Genomic DNA, 19,580 nt, shown 5'->3' on the forward strand with positions numbered 1-19,580 from the left:
TTGACCGTCTCCGGGGAACGATCCGCGCGCAGGCAGTGGGTCAGTATCCTTGCCCTGCTGGCCACCCTGGTTGGGCTGCAACTCACGTTCGGTGTCGGCAGCTCACCGGCGTTCGCACACGCCGAGCTACTGGAAACCACACCAGAGGACGGCGCAGTACTCGACATCGCGCCAGAAGCGGTCGAGTTGCGATTCAACGAGCCAGTTCGGGTCGTTGACGACGCGATGCGATTGTTCCCCGGAGACGGTGCTCCGGCGACCCTCACCGCCCGCACCAGCAACACCGCGGTCATCATCAATCTTCCAGATGAGCTGGGCAACGGAGCATATACGCTCGCCTACCGCGTCGTATCTGCCGATGGTCACCCCATTGGTGGTGCACTCACCTTCCAAATTGGCGATGGCGATTACGCAACCCCCGTTTCGAGTGTGGCCTCTGCTGATCCTGTCGTTGCTGAAATGATCGTCTCCGTGTTGACAGTCGCCCAGTACCTCGGGTTGCTCGCCCTCGCAGGGCTTGTGTTCTTCAACCGCTTGGTGATCCGCTCTCCCAACGGTGCCGAATCGCGTATCCGCAGGTTCAGTCGCATCTCATACGGGACCGCGGTCGTGGCTTCACTGCTACTGATCCCCGTTTCAGGGGCACGAGTGACGGGAAATGAATTCATCACGTATCTCCCCGAGACCGGTGAACTTGTTCTCCTCTCCGCGCAGACATGGCTGCCAGGAGTTTCTTGGCAACTCCCCGTCACGGCAGGCCTAGTGCTCGGATTCGGGCTCGCGGCGTTGATCTCACAGACTCGTGCCAATGCACGCCTGTGGCAGCATTTAGGGGTTCTCTGCACGGTAGGTGCGCTCGCATCTCCGGTGTTGATCGGACATACGCAAACGGTGCAGCCGACATGGGCGATGCTCCTTGCCGACCTCGGACACCTGATGACTGGCGCATTCTGGGTCGGCGGCACTATTGGGCTGCTCTGTGTGCTCGCCGCAGCACGCCCAGCATCGTCTCAGGGATTGCCAGGGATCCCATCGAACTCGCTTCTCGAAGTAGTCGCCAGATTCTCACAGTATGCGCTGATCAGCGTGATCGTGCTCGCGGTCAGCGGCACCGTCATGGCGTTCCTCATCGTAGGTTCTTGGGGCGCACTCTTCGGCAGCTGGTATGGGTGTCTGCTGCTCATCAAACTCGGCATCGTCGCAGTGGTGGTCGTGCTTGCTGCGTGGAACAGGCTCCGCGTCCTGCCGCGCATCACGAGCCAGCCAAGCGAACGCCAGCAATGGACCAGCTTGCGTCGCACGCTCACAGGCGAAGCGGTGCTGCTCATTGCAGTCATTGCGGTCACCGGGTTCCTCACGAACACCAGCCCGAACTCAGCACCCGAGCGCGAGCAGGGAGGAAGCATCGCGGGATCCGCCGCCAAGGAAGTTCGTCTTGATGCAAGCTCTCAGGGATTGACGGTCGACGGTTCTGTCATCCCGGCGGCAGGAGGTGAGAACGCTCTCACGTTCCGACTCGAGTATGATGGCGAGCCCGTCACAAGCGATGAGGTGAGCCTCGAAGCGCGGTTGCCGGAACAACAGCTCGGACCCTTTAGCGCGAGCCCGCAGTTCAATCCAGAGACCGGCGAATACAAAGCACAACTGATGTTGCCCGTTTCAGGTACCTGGCAGATCCAGATATCTGCGCGGATCGACGCCTATTCGCAGCCCATCGCGGTGATTCCTGTCACCATCAACTGATCCGGCCGCGCACTCTCGATAGCCGTTCCTTGAACTGACCGCGCGGTTGAGGGTGGGGATCAATGTAGATTGATCCCCACCCTCAACCGGGATAGGCATCCTTGGTTAATCAGACAGCTGATAGCTCGAAGCGCGGCCCCACAAACGACAAAGTCCCGGAAACCCTCAGGTTTCCGGGACAATCTGTCGGGCTGACAGGATTTGAACCTGCGACCCCTTGACCCCCAGTCAAGTGCGCTACCAAACTGCGCCACAGCCCGTTGTTATCTGGCTTTCACCAAGCAACCACTCAATAATAGCGAGGAATCTTCGTTTCGCCGATTCGAGCGCGACTCACACCCATACTCCCGCGTGATTCTGCGGATCTTGTGACCAACGCCAAGAACACAGCCGCGCGTTTCGCGGCTCAAAAACCGGGGTGGACGGCGTCGCGATCTGGCTCTTCGCCGAAGATGAAGTCACGGCCGGTCAGCGACGCGACCGCAATGCGCACGAACTCCATTTTGACGGTGGCCACCATGGGCTTCAGCGGCAGTTCCTCGGCACGTTCGATCTCGCTGAGCTTCTGGATGCGGTGTGCGTTGCCGCGGATCACGACGCTCCACCCGTTCTTGTCGTTGTACTCGTCAACCTCAAACAGCACCTCATGATTCACGACGAGGCTAGAAAGTTTTGTCCCCTCAGCCGTGCGAAACACAATGCTCCGCTCGTCAACCACGTAGTTCACGGGAACGATGTCGAGCAAGCCCGCGACGTTTGTAACGATACGACCGACACGCTGCGTTGCGAGTCGTTCCCAGCAAGCGTCTTCGCTCAGTGCGGTGATGGGGACTTCAGTGTTCATGTCCCCAATCTTGCCGTATCTCGGGTCGAAATTGTGGTAATTCGTAATCTCCATTCGAATGTCAGAGGCCTCCGATACGCTGGGAAAATGAGCGATACTCGGAACACCGGAGATGTCTGGGTCGAAGCCCCCGACGGGACTCGATACTGGGGCAAATTCGGCGCTGCCGGGTTGCTTACCTACGACCGCGCCCGTGATGCGGTGCTCATGCAGCACCGCGCAAGCTGGAGCGATCACGGTGGCACCTGGGGAATCCCCGGTGGCGCACTCCACGAGGGTGAGTCGGCAATCGCAGGTGCAATCCGTGAATCGCAGGAAGAGGCGGGCATTCCCGACGACTCCGTGCAGCCACGTTACACGCACGTGCTCAACCGCGAGGTGTGGTCGTACACCACCGTCATCGCCGAGACAGTGTTTCCTTTCGAGCCGGTCATCACCGACGCTGAAAGCGACGCACTCGAGTGGGTGCACGTTGATGAGGTCGATGGACTCGCGCTTCACCCCGGCTTTGCACAGAGCTGGCCACTGCTGCGCACGCTGGTACGCGCGACACCGACCGTCGTTGTCGACGCAGCAAACGTCATGCTGACCATGTCTGGCACCTGGTGGCGGGACCGCAAAGGCGCGACAGAGCGTCTGCGCGACCGCATTAACGAGGCCGCACCGCGCGGCATCCGCCCCGGCTTCATCGGGTTGCCGCCGACTGAGGCGCCCGGGCTTGACCTCGTCTTCCCCGAATGGATTTTTGTCACTGAAAGCACCGCTCGTGGTGTGGCTTCAGTTGATCATGTCACCGCTGTCGACGCCGTCCACTCCGGTGACGACACGATCGTCGACCAGGTGAGGGCTGCAGCGCTCAACGGCAACACCATCACGGTCGTCACCAACGACGACGAGCTGCGCGTTCGCTGCTCGGTCTCCGGCGCTGGCAATTTCCGTGGCGGCGCACAGCTGCTATTGCTGCTGCCGGAAGAACCCGCGGCGGCGTAACCGCACGGCGCGCACCGTACGCCGTGCGGTCGCTCGTCACCGCACGGCGTTAGTCGCGCAGAGCGTCGACTGGTTCGATCCGCGCTGCTTTGAGCGCAGGGTACGAGCCAGCCGCGAGTCCAACGAGGGCGCCCACGAGCACGCCGAGCGGAGCAGCCCACAGCGCGATGATTGGCGTCCACTGCTGAGCAATGCAGACCCCGATGAGGGCAAACAGGCCGACCACAACGCCCATCAGCCCACCAAGCACACCGGTCGTGAGTGACTCAAGCATGAACTGGGCCGCGATGTCCCGCGTGCGGGCGCCAAGCGCTCTGCGTAGACCGATCTCACCGCGCCGCTCCGCAACCGACAGGAGTGTCACATTGGCGATACCGATGCCGCCACCAATGAGCGCCACGACGCCAATAGCGAGGAACAGCACGTTCACGTCCGCCTGTACGTCTTCTTGGAGTTCGTTCGAGTTCGACGGCGCTTTCACCTTGTAGCCATCTGGCGCATTGGGATTCAGCGCGATGGGAGCCTGATGGGCCACCACTGGCCCTGCACCAATCGCGATGCGGATGTCGAGGTTCTCAGCGGCCGCAATGTCGAGCTGTGCCCGGGCAGTTTGCAGGGGCACGATGACCGAATCAAGCAACGTCTTTCGGGTACCGACTGAATCAAGAATGCCAATGACCGTGTATGCACGATCGTCGATGAATACCGCAGGCTGACCAGTCACGCGGTTCACACCCAACTTGGCCGCTGCGTTCTTCCCGAGTACGACAACGCGATCACCGCGCTCATCGTGACCGCGATCAAAGAACCTGCCGGTGGCGATCTCACCGTTCACGGTTTCGAGGAGCTCAGGCGACGCCGCCACGATGCTCGGTGACGACTGCTGTGCTGCCGAAGGGTCTTGCACCCGCACTGCTTCGACGCGCGGAGCCGACTTCGGGCGGGCAATCAGTGAAGCGTGCTCGACGCCAGCGAGATCACTCACTCGGTCGACTGCGTCCCACGGAAGGGAAGCTTTCGCTTGTTCTTTCCCCTTCGCGGATTTCACCGTGCCCGGTTCAACTGTCACTCGTGTTGCGGCGAGCGCATCAAACTGTTGCGCGATCTGGCCTGATGCCGTCTGTGCAAAGCCGATCGTTGCGACGAGCGAGGCGATGCCAAGCACAGTGCCAACCAGGGTAATGATGAGGCGCGACGGTCGCGCCCCAACTCCCTCGAAGGTCTCGCGCAGGAGATCTTTCGTTGAGACGCCGGGTGGAAGTGCGGCACGCGACCGTTTGCCGGATCCGCGCCACTGACGAATGGTGTTCATGAGGCGGCCCATCAGTCGACCTCCGTGAGTGAGCCATCATGCATACGCACGCGGCGGCGGGCGGCCTGAGCGACCTCGGCGTCGTGGGTGATCATGATGATCGTGAGACCGTCTTCCCCGAGCTCTTCGAACAGGCGCATAATGCCCTGCGAGTTTTCGCGGTCGAGGTTACCGGTCGGCTCATCAGCAAGCAGCAGGCGCGGCGAGGTACTGACGGCGCGGGCGATCGCTACTCGCTGTCGTTCACCACCGGAGAGGGTACGTGGGAAGAAGTCGACTCGGTGCGAGAGTCCGACTCGGTCGAGCGCGGATCGGGCAAGCTCCTCACGTTCCTCGCGCGGAATGCCAGCGTACGTCCCAGCAAGCATCGTGTTCTCCAGCACTGTCCGCGTAGGCATGAGATGGAACGACTGAAACACGAAGCCGATTGCACTCGCGCGCAACGCAGCGCGAGCATTGTCTTCGAGTTCTCCCGCATCGATGCCCTCGAACAGGAACGTGCCGGTACTCGGCCGGTCGAGCAGGCCGAGGGTGTTGAGCATCGTTGATTTGCCTGAGCCAGACGGGCCGATGATCGCGAGATACTCCCCGCGGTCAACCGTGAGGTCAACACCGCGCAGCGCATTCACTGGCGGCGGGCCAGGGAAAAACCTGGTGACATCTGTGAGGGAGATAAGCGGCCCTGCGTAGTGCGGGTTGCCGACGCCAACGTGAGATTCTCCCAAGGTGTTGAGCGCTGCAGCTCCGTGCAGCTTCGCTCGCCGTTTGGCTTCGCGTACGGTTTCGCGGTCGCCTTGTCGGTACTCTCGGGCGAGGGCACGCTTCGACAGCGATTTGCGGTTCGCAGCCGCCTCACGCGCTTCCTCGAGGAGTCCGTCGACCTCGCTCACCGACCGACCACAACCTTGGCGCCTGCGGTGAAGCGGGGGTCGTCGCTTTCGATCTCCACGTAGCCGTCTGCTGCGAGCCCGGCTGTGACGTCAATGAGTTCGGTGACCGCATCGGGACCGCTCTTCAGATCGATCAACAGTTCAACGCGGTCCTGTCCGCCTGAACCCGCAGAAAGCGCAGCGATCGGCACGGCAAGCACATCACCGTCGGTGCTGGCGACCGGCACACGGACACGTACGTTTGTGCCGCGCAACGCTTCAATCTGGTCTTTCGTCAGATCACCAGGCGTAAAACTCACGGTGTAACGCGAGCTCGAGCCGGTACCTGCACTATCGCCACCCGTATTGCCATTGTTCTCGCCGCCCTCTGGCTTTGCGCCAGCCTTTGGCGCTTCGACTTTGGCAACCTTGGCCTTCAGTTCGGTACCGTCTGGGGCGGGGAATGTCGCCTCGGCACCCGCAACGAGCAGTTCTGCATCTTGTTTGGAGACGGTTCCCACAATCGTGAGCTCAGCGCCAGAAACGTACATCGGAGAACCCTGCAATACGTCTCCACGTTTGACGGAGACATCGTCAACGCGTCGCGGAAGATTGTTCAGGAACAGTACCTCTGACGAAGGCAGCGTCGGGAGCACACGCTCCTGCGCAAGGCCGAGCGCATCTTGCGCATCCGAGAGCTGATCGTTTGCTGCGGTCAGAGTGGCTTCTTCACCTGCGGTGTTCTTACTGCCCGCGGCTCGTGCTTGGTTCAGCGCTGCCTGGGCCTGCGACACGGCGATGTTTGCGTCGCGCACGCCGCGTTCGGCATTCTGCAGTGCCTCTTGTGCTTCGTCGCCGCCGTTTGCTGCCGAGTAGCCAATCTGTTCGTAGAGCGCGCCAACCGCGGTTGCGGTGTCCCAGGTGAAAGTGTCATCTCCGGAGTCGCCTGCGGCGTACCCCATTGCGTTCAAGGCCGCCTTAAGCTGTACGACGTCGGGCCCCCGCATGCCAATACTCAATGTGCGGTACGCAGGCAGATCACCGGGCAACACGATGACGGGACGACCCGCAACCTCGAGCGCAATATTGCCAGCGTTGAAAATCGTGCCAGCCTCAGGCACATGGCCCGTCACCACCGGCCGCTCTGCTGCTGCGCCTGCGTCAATGCTCACCTCAACCGCGTCAGCGTAGGTGACCTCGCCACGCGTGATGATGGTGTTTTCGATGCGCCGTTCTTCAACGGGAGCCGTGATTGGCCCTGGCTCCGGAGCCTCGGTACGAGCGGCAAGCTCGGCAGGCGACACGATGAACTGCATCACGCCGATACCAACGAGCAACGATGCCACGGCGACGCCAGCGATCAGTGCGACGAGCCGTCGCCCGGTCCAGCCTGTGCGCTCACCCGATTTTTCGGGCTTCTCGATCGACGCTTCGCCGGTCAGCTCTGCGCTGATTGTGGGGTCATCGGTCGAGAATTCCTCGGTCGATGAGCTCTCTTCGGTCAACACTTCTTCGTTCAACGCCGCTTGTTCGTGACGGCGCTTTCGGTCCCGCATTCGTTAGTTCTTCTTCGCACCGTACTTGGCGACGAGCGCATCAAGCTGCGCTTTATTCTCATCAACGAACTCTTGCTCTGCGGCGTTCGAGAGCTTGAGTACCTGCTCGTCATACTTGATGTTCTTCTTGCAGGTCGCATCAGCCACTGCGGTCTCGATCTCGCGTGACTTAAACGCGTCAACAGCGCTCTTATCTGCCTTTGACATGTCGCCGTCCTCAGGCATGAGCTCGTTGTACTCCTCGATGAGCGTATCGTACGGCTGGTTGGGGTTATCAAACTCGCTGATGCCAGACTTCGTCATGCATGCATTCCACGAAGTATTGATTGCCTGCATCTCGGGGCTCGCCTGCTCTGCATCGTAGAACTGCATGGACAGGTTGTTCATGCCCTCAAACAGATCAGCGAACTCAGGGTCCTCAAATGCAGCCATGATTCCGCCTGAATCTTCACGCACCTGGTTTTCCGCCCAGCCCTGGCAGCCAGCGGTCTCCCAGTTGTACTCGTACGAGCCGTCCTCGTTCATCTCGCTCTCGTCAGGACCCTGCCCGTAAAGAGTGTCGTAGAACGCCTGCTGCTCAGACTCACTCAAGGAGTTGATGTACTCCTCGTTGGGGTCTGTGTAATCAGTGCCGTCGTCTGGCTCCTCAGCATCAGCCTCATCCATGCCTGGCCAGTCAATGATGCCGTACCCGTACTGTTCGGCGAATTCGATGCTGCCCCACTCTGGACCGCTATCGCCCTCGTCCTCGGTCGTGTTCGAGATCACTACGCCGCCACCAGACGAGTTGGGGATGTATTCGAAGCCTTCCTTCGTCATGCACTGCGCAACGAGCTCTTCAGTCTTCGCCATCTCGGCGTCCAACATCTCCTGCGTGTACTCCTCCTCACCCGACAGGGCAGCGAAGTACTTCTGCAGCGGAGTCTCTTCGACCTCGGCGGCCTGCTTACCGCCGTCGCCAGAACAGCCGCTCAGCAGCATTGCTGCGGCGAGCGCGAGGGCAGGTGCACCAATGCGCATTCCAAGAATCGAACGTGTACGGCTGGTCTGGGGATTCATGCTGGTCCTCAATTTTCGAGCGTCGCCGGCGGTATCTGACGGGCTGGTTAAGCAGAAAGCCTATCCAGCGAAGCCTGAGGGAAGGCACCGCCGATACCAAATCGTCACCGAACGACTGGAACTGATCACAGTTCGACGAGCACCCCATCTGCATCGCACCACACGTGGGCACCCGGGCGGAATTTCACTCCCCCGATGATGAGTTCAACGTCGAGTACTCCGGCGCCCGTCTTTGTCGATTTTGCTGGGTTCGATCCGAGTGCCTTCACACCCAGCGGAAGCGTGCCGATGGCCACTCGATCACGAATCGCGCCGTTCACGATGATGCCTGCCCAGCCATTGTCGACTGCGAGCCCTGCAATCATGTCGCCGACGAGTGCGGTCTCCAGCGATCCGCCCCCGTCAATGACCAACACGGCCCCGTCACCGGGCGATGACAGTACGCTCTTCAGCAGCGCGTTGTCTTGGAAACAGCGGACCGTGCGAACCGGGCCGTCGAAGCATGTCATGCCCCCAAGATCTTGAAATTGCACTGCAAGGGACTGCAGCGCGTCGCCATGTTCGTCATAGAGATCTGCTGTGCTGATGAGGTCCACGAGACCCCTCCTTCCGGCGCGTGCGTCTGCGAACGCGCACCATTCCACGCTACCCCCGACCCCGGTATCGCGCGACCCCCGCGTGAAGGTACCCAGGTATGAGAACGGCGATACTTCAGCAGGATGGCAGGCGGCGCTATGCCCCGTAATTTTGTAGTTATCAGGCACACAAGCCACCGTCCGAGAAAGGCAACATCATGCAGGACACCATGCACCTCACCCAGGCAACCAACATTGATACCGGCCTGGACACCACCGCTACGCGCACCGATACACCCGCCGCACCCACGGCAGATCAGTTCGCGGCGAAGAAGGAAAACGACGGCAGCGCATTCGCAATCGCAAGCTTCGTCGTCGGCATCGCATCGATCGTCTCCGGTTGGACCATCGTCGCTCCGATCGTCGGCCTCATCCTCGGTGTGCTGGCCCTTCGCCGCGACACCAAGGAACGCACGCTCGCGCTCTGGGGCGTCTGGATGAACGCCGCGATCCTCTCGCTCGTTGCGATCATGCTCGTCTTCGGCATCGGCCTGCTGGTCTTCGGCTTGGTCGCGGGCACCATCGTCTAACGCGCCAAGCTCCCCCGCTAACGGGGCGCGGATCACCACCCCCGATCCGCGCCCCGTTTCGTGTGTGTCTACTTACACCCCTAGGATGAACACGTCTTAATTTCCACGATGACGAGGAAACCCTACGTGTCTAAATACACACTTGATAATGCAACCGACACTGGCCACATTCACACTGGCAAGGGATTAAGCCAAGGCACCCTGGGTGTCGTTGGGTCAACCATCATTGGCCTTTCATCGACAGCCCCGCTGTACTCGCTCGCTGCGACGCTCGGCTACGTCATTGTCGCGGTTGGCGCACAGGCTCCGCTCGTGTTCGTCGTTGCGTGCATTCCGATGGTGTTTGCCGCGTTCGCTTATCAAGAGCTGAACCGTGTCGCGCCTGACTGCGGCACCACCTTCGTATGGGGCACTAAAGCTTTCGGTCCGGTCACCGGTTGGATTGGCGGCTGGGCCGTCGCGGTTGCGGGCGTCATGGTGATGGCCAACGTCGGCGAGATCACCGGCCGTTACTTCTGGTACCTCCTCGGGAACGAGGAATACGCAAATGACCAGACCATTGTTGTCATTACCTCGGTCGTCTTCATCGCGCTTATGTCGGGAATCAGCATGCTGGGCGTGCAGATCGGCGACCGCATGCAGATGGTGCTCATGGTCATTCAGATGGGCGCACTCCTCCTCTTTGGAGTGCTCGCACTCGTGCATGCGCTCGACGGCAGCAACCCTGATTCGATTGCGTTCAGCTGGAGCTGGTTTAACCCCGCAGAGCTCGGCAGCTGGAGCGGATTCATGCAGGCCGTCCTGCTCGCGCTCTTCATCTACTGGGGCTGGGACACCTGCCTCGCGCTCAACGAAGAGACGAAGAACCCGCGTAAGACCCCCGGCCGTGCCGCGCTCTCGAGCATTGTCGTGCTCATTGTTGTGTACGTAGGCGTCTCCATCGCGGTCATGATGTTCGCCGGCTTTGGGGACACCGGCTTCGGCCTCACCAACGCAGAGAACCTCGACGACGTGTTCATCGTGCTCCGCGACGTTCTCTTTGGCCCGTGGGGCTGGTTCCTGATTCTCGCGGTGATGGTCTCGGCAGCATCCTCGACCCAGACCACCATCCTGCCCACCGCACGCGGCACGCTTTCCATGGCGGTCTATCGTGCGCTCCCCGCAAAGTTCGCGTCTGTGCACCCGAAGTTCAAGACGCCGTGGTTCTCCACGCTCGTCATGGGTATCGCCTCGATCCTCTACTACGTGGTCATGTCGCTCGTCTCGACAGATATGCTCGCCGACTCACTCACGTCGATGGGTCTCGCCGTCGCGCTGTACTACGCGCTGACCTCGTTCTCCTGTGTCTGGTACTTCCGTGACACCCTGCGCGACAACGCTCGGAACCTGTGGATGCGCGGCATCCTGCCGTTGCTCGGCGGCCTCATGCTCACCTATGCCTTCATCCAGTCGGCAATTGACATGTGGGCGACCGACTACGGCAACACCGTCCTGTTCGGCATTGGCGGCGCCTTTGTCATCGGTGTTGGCGCAATCGGACTGGGCTTCGTGCTCATGGGACTGTGGGCAATGCGCCCGAATTCACGCCCGTTCTTCCGTGGCGAGAGCCTCAACCGCGATACCCCCGTGCTCGTCCCCGACGAGTAGGCCGCTTCCGCTGTCCCTGCACTGTCCTTGCCTACAGATTCTTGTCATTTCCCGCATTGGAGCGTCGTATGACACACGTTGATACCCTCATCATTGGTGCCGGAGTATCCGGCCTCACCGCAGCGTCCCTGCTCACGCGTGCTGGCCGCAGCGTCACGGTGCTTGAGGCGCGCGATCGTATCGGCGGCCGCGTGCACTCGGAGCGCACTGCCGGCAAGGTGACCGATCTCGGCGCTTCGTGGATTCATGGTATCGTCGACAGCCCCGTCTACGAGGCCGCGCGGGCCTGTGGAATGCCTATGGCGGAGTTCACCGTCGGCGGATACCAACCAGACAGCCGCCCCCTGGCCTACTACGGCCCCGACAATGAGCGGCTACCCGCCGCAGCGGCAAAGCAGTTCACTGACGATCTCCACACGGTTGATGCGCAGCTCGTGCACACGATCGCTGCTTCGCAGCCCGGTGAATCGTACGGAGATGTCGTCGAACGCACGCTTACGAGCCTCGGCTGGGACGCCGAGCGCACCGAACGGGCGCGCGAGTACTTCCGTCACCGTTCAGAAGAACAGTACGGGGCGTGGATCGATGACCTCGACGCGCACGGTCTCGACGATGATGCGATCGACGGTGACGAGGTCGTATTCCCTGAGGGCTATGACGCGCTCGCGACCCATCTGGCGCGGGGCCTCGATATCCGACTTGAGCACGAGGTCACCGCGGTGCGATGGGGCGGATCGGGCGTCGAGGTCACGAGCAACCGCGGCATCTTCACCGCTGACCGCGTGATCATCACCGTGCCTGTTGGCGTGCTGCAGTCTGCGGAGTTTGTGATCGATCCGCCCCTCCCGGAAACCAATGCCCGTGCGCTCGCCGGTCTGCGCATGAACGCGTTTGAGAAAGTGTTCATCAGGTTCACCGAGAAGTTTTGGGATGACGATGTTTATGCGATTCGACGCCAAGGCCCAGAGAGCCACTGGTGGCACTCGTGGTACGACCTCACCGCGGTGGCGGGCGAACCGACGCTCCTGACGTTCGCGGCTGGGCCGTGCGCGCAGGAGACGCGGGAGTGGTCAGATGAGCGGATCGCCGAGGCCGTGTTGGCCGAGCTGCGCGCGCTCTACGGTGATCGTGTTGCCGAGCCAACGCAGGTAAACGTTACCCGCTGGCAGGACGACCGGTGGGCTCGTGGCTCGTACGCATACATGACGCCAGGTGCACGCCCGGAAGAACACGATCTGCTTGCAACGCCAGTCGGCGATGTGCTGCACCTCGCCGGCGAGGCCACCTGGACTGATGACCCAGCGACCGTGACCGCTGCGCTCATGTCGGGGCATCGCGCGGCGGAGCGCATCCTCGACCGTGAAGTGGCGTTCTCTGAGCTGTGGAGCTAGCGGGATACCCGTCGCTGGGCACGCGCCCACAAACAACACAGAGCGGGTGCCTCAGCTTGATCGCTGAGGCACCCGCTCTGTTCATGTGCGCACGAGGCGCGGCCGCGTCACTTACGGACGGGGACGCTTCTCACGAATACGCATGTTCAGCACGATCGGGCTGCCCTCGAAGTTGAAGGTCTCGCGCAGACGGCGCTGGATGAAGCGGCGGTAGCCGGGGTCCAGGAAGCCGGTCGTGAAGAGCACGAACGTGGGCGGACGGTTCTGCACCTGGGTGCCGAAGAGAATACGGGGCTGCTTGCCACCGCGCACGGGGTGCGGGTTCTCCTGGGTAAGCTCTGCGACGAACGCGTTGAACTTTGCGGTGGGGATACGTGAATCCCACGAGTCCAGCGCGGTTTCGAGCGCGGGTACGAGCTTCTCGAGGTGACGGCCGGTACGTGCCGAGATGTTGACTCGGGGTGCCCAATCGACGTGAGCGAGGTCAGCCTCGATCTCACGCTCGAGGTAGCGACGACGCTCGTCATCAAGCAGATCCCACTTGTTGAACGCGAGTACGAGCGCACGGCCCGACTCGAGAACGAGGTCGATGATGCGGAGGTCCTGGTCGGAGATCTCAGTGGTGACGTCGATCAGAACGACGGCAACCTCTGCCTTCTCGAGCGCAGCCTGGGTGCGGAGGGTCGCGTAGAAGTCAGCGCCCTTCTGCTGGCGCACGCGGCGACGGATACCTGCGGTATCGACGAAGGTCCAGACGCGGCCTGCGATCTCAACCTGCTCATCGACGGGGTCGCGAGTCGTACCAGCGAGCTCGTTGACGACAACGCGCTCTTCGCCCGCAGCCTTGTTGAGGAGGCTCGACTTGCCAACGTTCGGACGGCCGAGCAGCGCAACGCGGCGGGGGCCTGCGAGCTTCGGGGTTGCGACAGCCGACTCCTCAGGGAGCGCCTTCACAACGTCGTCGAGCAGGTCAGCTGCGCCGCGGCCGTGCAGTGCCGAGACGGCACGGGGCTCGCCAAGGCCGAGCGACCAGAGCTGAGCAGCTTCGGGCTCGAGCACCGCGTCGTCGACCTTGTTTGCGACGAGGAAGACGGGCTTGTTGGTGCGGCGAAGGAGCTGCACAACGTGCTCATCGGTCGAGGTCGGGCCAACGCGCGAGTCAACGACGAAGAGCACAACGTCGCAGAGCTCGATAGCGATCTCAGCCTGCATTGCGACCGAAGCGTCGATGCCCTTTGCGTCGGGCTCCCAGCCACCGGTGTCGACGAGCGAGAAGCGCTTGCCTGACCACTCAGCGGTGTAGGTGACGCGGTCACGGGTCACACCGGGGATGTCTTCAACAACTGCCTCACGACGGCCGAGAATACGGTTCACCAGTGCCGACTTGCCCACGTTCGGGCGGCCAACGATCGCGACAACGGGAAGTGCCTCAGCAAGCTTTTCCTGGAAGCCGAGGAACTCGCCGTCCTCACCGAAGAGCACCTCCTTGTCGTCGTCGTCGAGGTCAAACGTGTCGAGGGTCGAACGCATGCTGCGCAGGCGCTCCTCGTCGGTCAGCTCCGAGTCGAAGCCTTCACCAACGATGACCTCGGTTGCGTCGATCTCGGTGGCGTCGAATTCTTCGCCTGCCGGATCCAGTTGTTCGTTCTGGGTCGTCATCGGGGGTCCTGTTCCGAGGCACGGACGGCCTCTACGATGTCAATCACAGCCTGAATCGACTGTTCAAAGTCAAGATCGCTCGTATCAACGAGCGTTACCCCGGGAGCGGGGTTAAGGAAGTCCACCACGAGCGCATCTTTCGCATCACGCGCGGTGATGTCTGCAAGCACCTGCTCGTGCGTCGCGCCGGGCAGTTCGCCTGCTCGCCGGGTTGCGCGCACCTCGGGTGACGCCGTCATCAGAATGCGAACCGGCGCATTCGGAGCAACGACAGTGGTGATGTCACGGCCCTCGATGACGACGCCGGGCAGACCCGACTTCGCAACGATGTCGCGGAACATCTCGTTCAACCGCTCACGTACCTGCGGGTGCTTGGAAACCCGGCTCACCTGACCACTGATGGCAGGCTCGCGAATTTCACTGGTGACGTCGTGGGTCGCGGATCCGTCAGCACTCGACAGTTCGACCCCAATGCGCTGCTCCCCCTGCAGCGTGGTCTGGTACGACCACGCATCCATGAGTTCGAGCACGGCGGCTTCATTTTCAAGATCGGTACCGGTGTGCAACGCAGACCATGCGAGCGTGCGGTAGGCCGCGCCCGTGTCGAGGATGCCAAAGCCGAGGCGATCCGCCGCCTTGCGAGCGACGCTAGATTTGCCGCTGCCTGCGGGGCCGTCAATTGCGACGAGCATTGCTTCGGTCATTACAGCGTCCTCCATCCGCGCTCAGTAAGGTCGGTCGTCGCGCGTTCTGCCACTTCTGGCAGCACCGCGATCTCCGCGAATCCGATCTCTGCGCCCGGCGAGTGCTCAAGGCGCAAGTCTTCCATGTTAATACCCAGATCTCCGAGTTCGGTGAGCAAGCGGGCAAGCTCGCCAGGCTGATCGTCGATGAGCACCGTAATTGCGGTGAATCTTTCGCTCGATCCGTGCTTACCTGGGAGGCGCTTTACGCCGAGATTTCCCTGCGCCATTAGGTCTGCGACCTGGCGCTTTGAGCCTGGCGCCTCAATTTCTCGCAGTGCGTCTGCAAACTGCTGCACATCTGCAACGAAGGCGTCGAGCACCTCAACGATCGGCTTGCTGTTTGCGCCAAGAATTTGTACCCAGAGTTCGGGGTCGCTTGCCGCGATGCGCGTGGTGTCGCGCACGCCGGCGCCAGCAAGGTTCATCGACAGCTCAGGTGCTGGTACGAGCCGTGCAGCAAGCAGGCTCGACACCACCTGGGGAACGTGCGAGACCAGACCGACCGAACGGTCGTGTTCTTCTGGCGTCATTTCGAGGAGCACCGAGCCGAGGTCGAGCGCAATCGCTTCAACGGCAGAAAGCACACTCGCTGGGGTTTCTTCGTCACGGCAGATGACCCACGGACGAGCGGTGAACAGGTCTGCGCGAGCCATGATCGCGCCGCCGCGTTCGCGGCCAGCCATCGGGTGCGAACCAACGTAGTTCGTGAGATCGACACCGCGGCGCTTGAGTTCAACGAACGGCGCAAGCTTCACGCTGGCAACGTCAGTGACGACTGCCTCAGGGAAGCGTGCCAGGGCTCCTGCCACGACATCTGCGACGACATCGGGCGGAGTCGCGACGATCACGATCGAGGGATGCGGATCGCTCTCAACCCGTGCACGGCCCGCGCCGTAGTCTGCGGCGAGCGCGACCACGGTGGGCGACTGGTCTTCGAGAGTGACCTCAACGCCGCGTTCGCGCAGCCCGAGTCCGATGCTCGCGCCAAGCAGGCCCGCGCCAATGATGTGCACGGTGCCCGTCACACGGGTCACGAAGGTGTGGGGAGCTGGAGTCATCGCGGTCCTCCTCGGTTGTCACGGCGGCCTGAGCCACCGCCAGTGTTCTTGCCGCCGTTGTTGCCGCCAGTACCGTTGTTGCCGCGCCCTGCGCCGCCGCGACCGTGCGGGTTGCCCTTCGCTGCGATGCCGCGCATGCCACGCGCACCTGCGCCGTCGCCTGGGCGCCCAGCGGTGATGGGTCGTCGCTTGTTACGCACCTGCTGCTTTGCGGTGTTCTCGCTGTCGCGGCTGTTGCGCGCGGTTTCCTTCTGGCCGCCGTCTTCAACGGCCGACAGAATCGCGCCGCGCTCAGCTGCAGACATTTCACGCAGTTCACCGAGGCCAAGGGTGCCAAGGTTGAGCGGGCCGAAGCTGCGGCGCACGAGTTCGAGTACGGGGTGGCCTACCTCTGCCATCATGCGGCGCACGATGCGGTTGCGACCGGAGTGAATGGTGAGCTCGATCAGCGTGTTCGTGCTGTTCGACGTATCGGGGAGCAGCTTGACACGATCCGCCTTGATCGGCCCATCTTTCAGCTCGATGCCATCTTTCAGCTGCTGCACGGTGCCGGGGCGCACGCGCCCGCGCACCTTCGCAATGTACGTCTTCTGCACACCGAAGCTCGGGTGGGAAAGCGCGTGCGCGAGGTCGCCATCGTTGGTGAGGATCAGCAGGCCACTCGTGTCGGTGTCGAGGCGGCCGACGTTGTACAGGCGGTCAGCAGGCGCGGTGCCGATCTTCTCGGTGAACTCGCGCAGGTCGGGTCGGCCGTCTTCATCTGCCATCGTCGATACGACACCGGTCGGCTTGTTGAGCACGAAGTAGCGCTTCGAAACGTCGAGCTGCACGACGACACCGTCGACGCGCACCTCATCGCCCGGGTTCAAGCGCGAGCCAAGTTCGAGTTCAACCTCGCCGTTCACGGTCACACGGCCACTGGTGATGAGCGTCTCGCAGGCGCGACGTGATGCGATGCCAGCGTGCGCAAGTGCCTTCTGGAGGCGCGGGCGCTCATCTACCGGCTTGGGCGTTGCTGGCGTACGGGGTTCCCAGCCAAACTCGGCCAGGTCGACCTCGACAGCTTCGCCATCGACGGTGAACGAGCCACCGAAGTCGTTCGAGTCGTTGCGGTCAGAGTTCTTCATGGTCAAATCCTTCAGTGCCGTCTTCGAGGAGCGGCGCGATCGGCGGGAGCTGTGACAGGTGATCAATTCCGAGCTGCGCGAGCAGCATGTCACCTGTGCCATACAGGGTCGCGTTGGTCTCGGGCTCGAGCCCTACCTCTTCCACGAGCCCGCGGCCCAGCAGGGTGCGTACTACCGAGTCTACGTTTACTGCGCGGATCGACGCGATTGCACCCCTCGTAATGGGCTGCCGGTACGCGATCACAGCGAGCGTTTCGAGTGCCGCCTGCGACAGTTTGGCCGGGGTTGACTGCTGCACGAAGTCGGCCACGATCGGGTCGAGGCTTTCTCGCACGTACAACCGGAATCCGTTTGCCGTCTCGCGTAGTTCGAAGCCGCGAGGTGTGCCGCTGCTTGCGAGCGTCTCATCTGTGCCGTTGTAGTCGGCCACGAGGGCCGCGAGCGCGGATCGCACGAGCCGCACAGGGTGATCTGTGGCGGCCGCGAGCTCGACTGCTGACAACGGCCTGTCGGCCACGATGAGCAGCGCCTCCAGCTGCTGTGAAAGCGTGTGCGTTTCACGAGCTGCTGCGAGCTCCGTCGGGGTCTGGTGTTCGTCAGTCATAATCACTTCCCAGGGTAGCGAGTTCGTCGTCGCTCCACTCCTCGCCGACCCACTGCACGTGCAAGTCGCCAAGGGGTTCTGCCTGGTCAAAGAGCACCGAACCGCGCCGGTACAGTTCAAGGATCGCGAGGAACCGTGCCACAATCACGCCACGTTCAGTTGATGTGTCAATCCCCGCGATGAGGTGGCGGAAGCTCAGTGCTCCGTCGCTTCGCAGCATTGCCACAACGATTGCTGCTTGCTCCCGGATCGACACCAGCGGAGCATGCAGGTGGTCGAGCCCGACAACGGGAATTGCCCGCGGCGTAAACGCCAGCGTCGCGACTGCGGCGAAGTCTTGCACCGTCAAAGTCCAGAGCAACTCGGGGCCTTTGCCTCGGTATTTTGCGTCAAGGGGCACCTGCCGTGGGTGCCGCCCGGCCTCAGTCGCGAGCTTCCCCGAGAACCATGCGCTCGCCTGCTTGAACGCACGGTATTGCAACAGCCGTGCGAACAGCAGGTCGCGCGCTTCAAGCAGCGCAATGTCTTCGGCATCGACGGCCTCGCCCTGTGGCAACAGGCTCGCGATCTTCATGTCGAGCAGGGTCGCCGCGACGACCAAGAATTCGGAGGCCTGATCAAGCTCGATGAGCCCCTGCCCTTCGAGCGTGCCAAGGTACGAGATGAACTCGTCGGTGACGAGGCTCAACGAAACCTCAGTGATGTCGAGTTCGTGCTTACCGATCAGGCTGAGCAACAGGTCGAACGGGCCGTCGAAAACCTCAAGACTTACCCGGAAGCCGCCATCATCTGCAGTTGCCGGCAGCGACGTTGCTGCGCCCGTCTGAGCGCCCGGCAAAAGAGTGTCTGGCGTCTCAGCGTGTGTGTCCATGTGAGCGCCAGTCTGGGTCATGCGACTATGCCGCGCTGCACGATCTCACGGGCCAGCGTGAGATACGCTTCGGCTGCCGCATTCGAGGGTGCATAGTCAAGAATCGACTGGGCCGCGACCGAAGCATCAGGCAGCTTGACTGTGCGGCCAATAACGGTGTCAAACGTCTTCTCACCAAAGGTCTCGACCACGCGCTCGAGCACCTCACGTGCGTGCAGTGTGCGCGGGTCGTACATCGTCGCGATGATGCCGTCGAGCTCGAGCGCGGGGTTCAAGCGATCACGCACCTTCTCAATCGTTTCGATGAGCAGCGCGACACCACGGAGTGCGAAGTACTCACACGCGAGCGGAATCAAGACACCGTGCGCCGCAGTCAGCGCGTTCACCGTGAGCAGGCCGAGCGAAGGCTGGCAGTCGATGAGGATAACGTCGTAGTCATCAGCAACGCGGCGCAGTACCGAACCGAGGATCTGCTCGCGGGCGACCTCGCTCACGAGGTGCACCTCTGCAGCCGACAGGTCGATGTTTGCGGGAATCACGTCAAGGCCGGGCGTTGCCGTGTTCTGGATGACCTCGTGCGGGTTCTTGATCTTGCCAAGCATGAGGTCGTAGATCGTTGGGACCTCATGGGCGGGTACGCCAAGACCTGCAGACAGTGCACCCTGCGGGTCGAAATCTACCGCGAGCACCCGACGGCCGTAGCGCGCGAGCGCCGCACCCAGGTTGATGGTCGTTGTTGTCTTACCGACGCCACCCTTCTGGTTGCACATCGCGATGATGCGCGCGGGACCGTGCGTCTCAAGGAACTCAGGCGGCGTAATGACACGCACCGGTCGGCCGGTTGGTCCAAGCTCGCCTTTGTTCGCCATCGTGCACTCTCCTTGGGGGTCGTGATTCGGCTCCAGCTTATCGCTGGCCACTGACATTTGAAGGTTGCAT

General features: G+C 62.1%; 17 protein-coding genes, 1 tRNA gene and 1 pseudogene. 5 read left to right on the forward strand and 14 right to left on the reverse strand.

The window, feature by feature from the left end; genetic code table 11:
* On the forward strand, positions 1-1,743 hold the full coding sequence (locus tag ICM05_RS07415) for a copper resistance protein CopC (RefSeq protein ID WP_188023936.1): 1,743 nt from the start codon (positions 1-3) through the stop codon (positions 1,741-1,743).
* Positions 1,744-1,929: 186 nt separating this feature from the next.
* Here ICM05_RS07415 and ICM05_RS07420 read toward each other — a convergent pair.
* A tRNA-Pro gene (locus ICM05_RS07420) sits at positions 1,930-2,003 on the reverse strand.
* A 146-nt stretch (positions 2,004-2,149) separates the two neighbouring features.
* Positions 2,150-2,587, reverse strand: coding sequence for a pyridoxamine 5'-phosphate oxidase family protein (locus tag ICM05_RS07425; RefSeq protein ID WP_188023937.1), 438 nt, complete (start codon positions 2,585-2,587; stop codon positions 2,150-2,152).
* 87 nt (positions 2,588-2,674) lie between these two features.
* Between ICM05_RS07425 and ICM05_RS07430 the strand changes: the two genes are divergently transcribed.
* Positions 2,675-3,577 (forward strand): NUDIX domain-containing protein, encoded by a 903-nt coding sequence (locus tag ICM05_RS07430; protein ID WP_188023938.1) that lies wholly within the window; start codon positions 2,675-2,677, stop codon positions 3,575-3,577.
* Positions 3,578-3,626: 49 nt separating this feature from the next.
* Here ICM05_RS07430 and ICM05_RS07435 read toward each other — a convergent pair whose 3' ends face one another.
* From ICM05_RS07435 to rraA, 5 genes are all read right to left on the reverse strand, one after another.
* Entirely contained in the window at positions 3,627-4,889 is a 1,263-nt protein-coding gene (locus ICM05_RS07435) for an ABC transporter permease (protein WP_188023939.1), read from the reverse strand.
* Between the two features lie 11 nt (positions 4,890-4,900).
* Complete coding sequence (locus ICM05_RS07440; protein ID WP_188023940.1) at positions 4,901-5,779, reverse strand: ATP-binding cassette domain-containing protein; 879 nt, start codon at positions 5,777-5,779, stop codon at positions 4,901-4,903.
* Complete coding sequence (locus ICM05_RS07445; protein ID WP_251364550.1) at positions 5,776-7,314, reverse strand: hypothetical protein; 1,539 nt, start codon at positions 7,312-7,314, stop codon at positions 5,776-5,778. The genes ICM05_RS07440 and ICM05_RS07445 overlap by 4 nt, the downstream gene beginning before the upstream one ends.
* Positions 7,315-7,317: 3 nt before the next feature.
* Entirely contained in the window at positions 7,318-8,373 is a 1,056-nt protein-coding gene (locus tag ICM05_RS07450; protein ID WP_188023941.1) for a hypothetical protein, read from the reverse strand.
* A gap of 125 nt (positions 8,374-8,498) precedes the next feature.
* Positions 8,499-8,969 carry a ribonuclease E activity regulator RraA gene (gene rraA, locus ICM05_RS07455; RefSeq protein ID WP_188023942.1) on the reverse strand — a complete coding sequence of 157 codons (471 nt, stop codon included), beginning with the start codon at positions 8,967-8,969 and terminating at the stop codon, positions 8,499-8,501.
* A gap of 197 nt (positions 8,970-9,166) precedes the next feature.
* Between rraA and ICM05_RS07460 the strand changes: the two genes are divergently transcribed.
* The 3 genes from ICM05_RS07460 (at position 9,167) to ICM05_RS07470 (ending at position 12,576) form a co-directional block, all read left to right on the forward strand.
* Complete coding sequence (locus tag ICM05_RS07460; protein ID WP_188023943.1) at positions 9,167-9,538, forward strand: DUF4190 domain-containing protein; 372 nt, start codon at positions 9,167-9,169, stop codon at positions 9,536-9,538.
* Between the two features lie 126 nt (positions 9,539-9,664).
* Positions 9,665-11,185 (forward strand): APC family permease, encoded by a 1,521-nt coding sequence (locus ICM05_RS07465; protein WP_188023944.1) that lies wholly within the window; start codon positions 9,665-9,667, stop codon positions 11,183-11,185.
* A 68-nt stretch (positions 11,186-11,253) separates the two neighbouring features.
* Positions 11,254-12,576: an NAD(P)/FAD-dependent oxidoreductase gene (locus ICM05_RS07470; protein WP_188023945.1), complete on the forward strand. Its 1,323-nt coding sequence runs from the start codon at positions 11,254-11,256 to the stop codon at positions 12,574-12,576.
* A 111-nt stretch (positions 12,577-12,687) separates the two neighbouring features.
* Here ICM05_RS07470 and der read toward each other — a convergent pair whose 3' ends face one another.
* The 7 genes and pseudogenes from der to ICM05_RS07505 all read right to left on the reverse strand — a co-directional run bounded on the left by der (position 12,688) and on the right by ICM05_RS07505 (position 19,510).
* The gene (der, locus tag ICM05_RS07475; RefSeq protein ID WP_251364577.1) at positions 12,688-14,106 is read right to left on the reverse strand and encodes a ribosome biogenesis GTPase Der; all 1,419 of its coding nucleotides are present in this window, start codon (positions 14,104-14,106) and stop codon (positions 12,688-12,690) included.
* 125 nt (positions 14,107-14,231) lie between these two features.
* On the reverse strand, positions 14,232-14,939 hold the full coding sequence (gene cmk, locus ICM05_RS07480; RefSeq protein ID WP_188023947.1) for a (d)CMP kinase: 708 nt from the start codon (positions 14,937-14,939) through the stop codon (positions 14,232-14,234).
* Positions 14,939-16,039, reverse strand: coding sequence for a prephenate dehydrogenase (locus tag ICM05_RS07485; protein WP_188023948.1), 1,101 nt, complete (start codon positions 16,037-16,039; stop codon positions 14,939-14,941). The genes cmk and ICM05_RS07485 overlap by 1 nt, the downstream gene beginning before the upstream one ends.
* Positions 16,040-16,311: 272 nt before the next feature.
* Positions 16,312-17,088: pseudogene (locus ICM05_RS07490) on the reverse strand (pseudouridine synthase); the annotation flags it as partial.
* Positions 17,089-17,152: 64 nt separating this feature from the next.
* Positions 17,153-17,770: an SMC-Scp complex subunit ScpB gene (gene scpB, locus ICM05_RS07495; RefSeq protein ID WP_188023949.1), complete on the reverse strand. Its 618-nt coding sequence runs from the start codon at positions 17,768-17,770 to the stop codon at positions 17,153-17,155.
* Positions 17,763-18,641, reverse strand: coding sequence for a ScpA family protein (locus ICM05_RS07500; protein WP_188023950.1), 879 nt, complete (start codon positions 18,639-18,641; stop codon positions 17,763-17,765). The genes scpB and ICM05_RS07500 overlap by 8 nt, the downstream gene beginning before the upstream one ends.
* Before the next feature lie 17 nt (positions 18,642-18,658).
* On the reverse strand, positions 18,659-19,510 hold the full coding sequence (locus tag ICM05_RS07505) for a ParA family protein (protein ID WP_188023951.1): 852 nt from the start codon (positions 19,508-19,510) through the stop codon (positions 18,659-18,661).
* Positions 19,511-19,580 lie beyond the last annotated feature (70 nt).

The organism is Leucobacter sp. cx-42, from assembly GCF_014529985.1.
Lineage (GTDB): Bacteria > Actinomycetota > Actinomycetes > Actinomycetales > Microbacteriaceae > Leucobacter.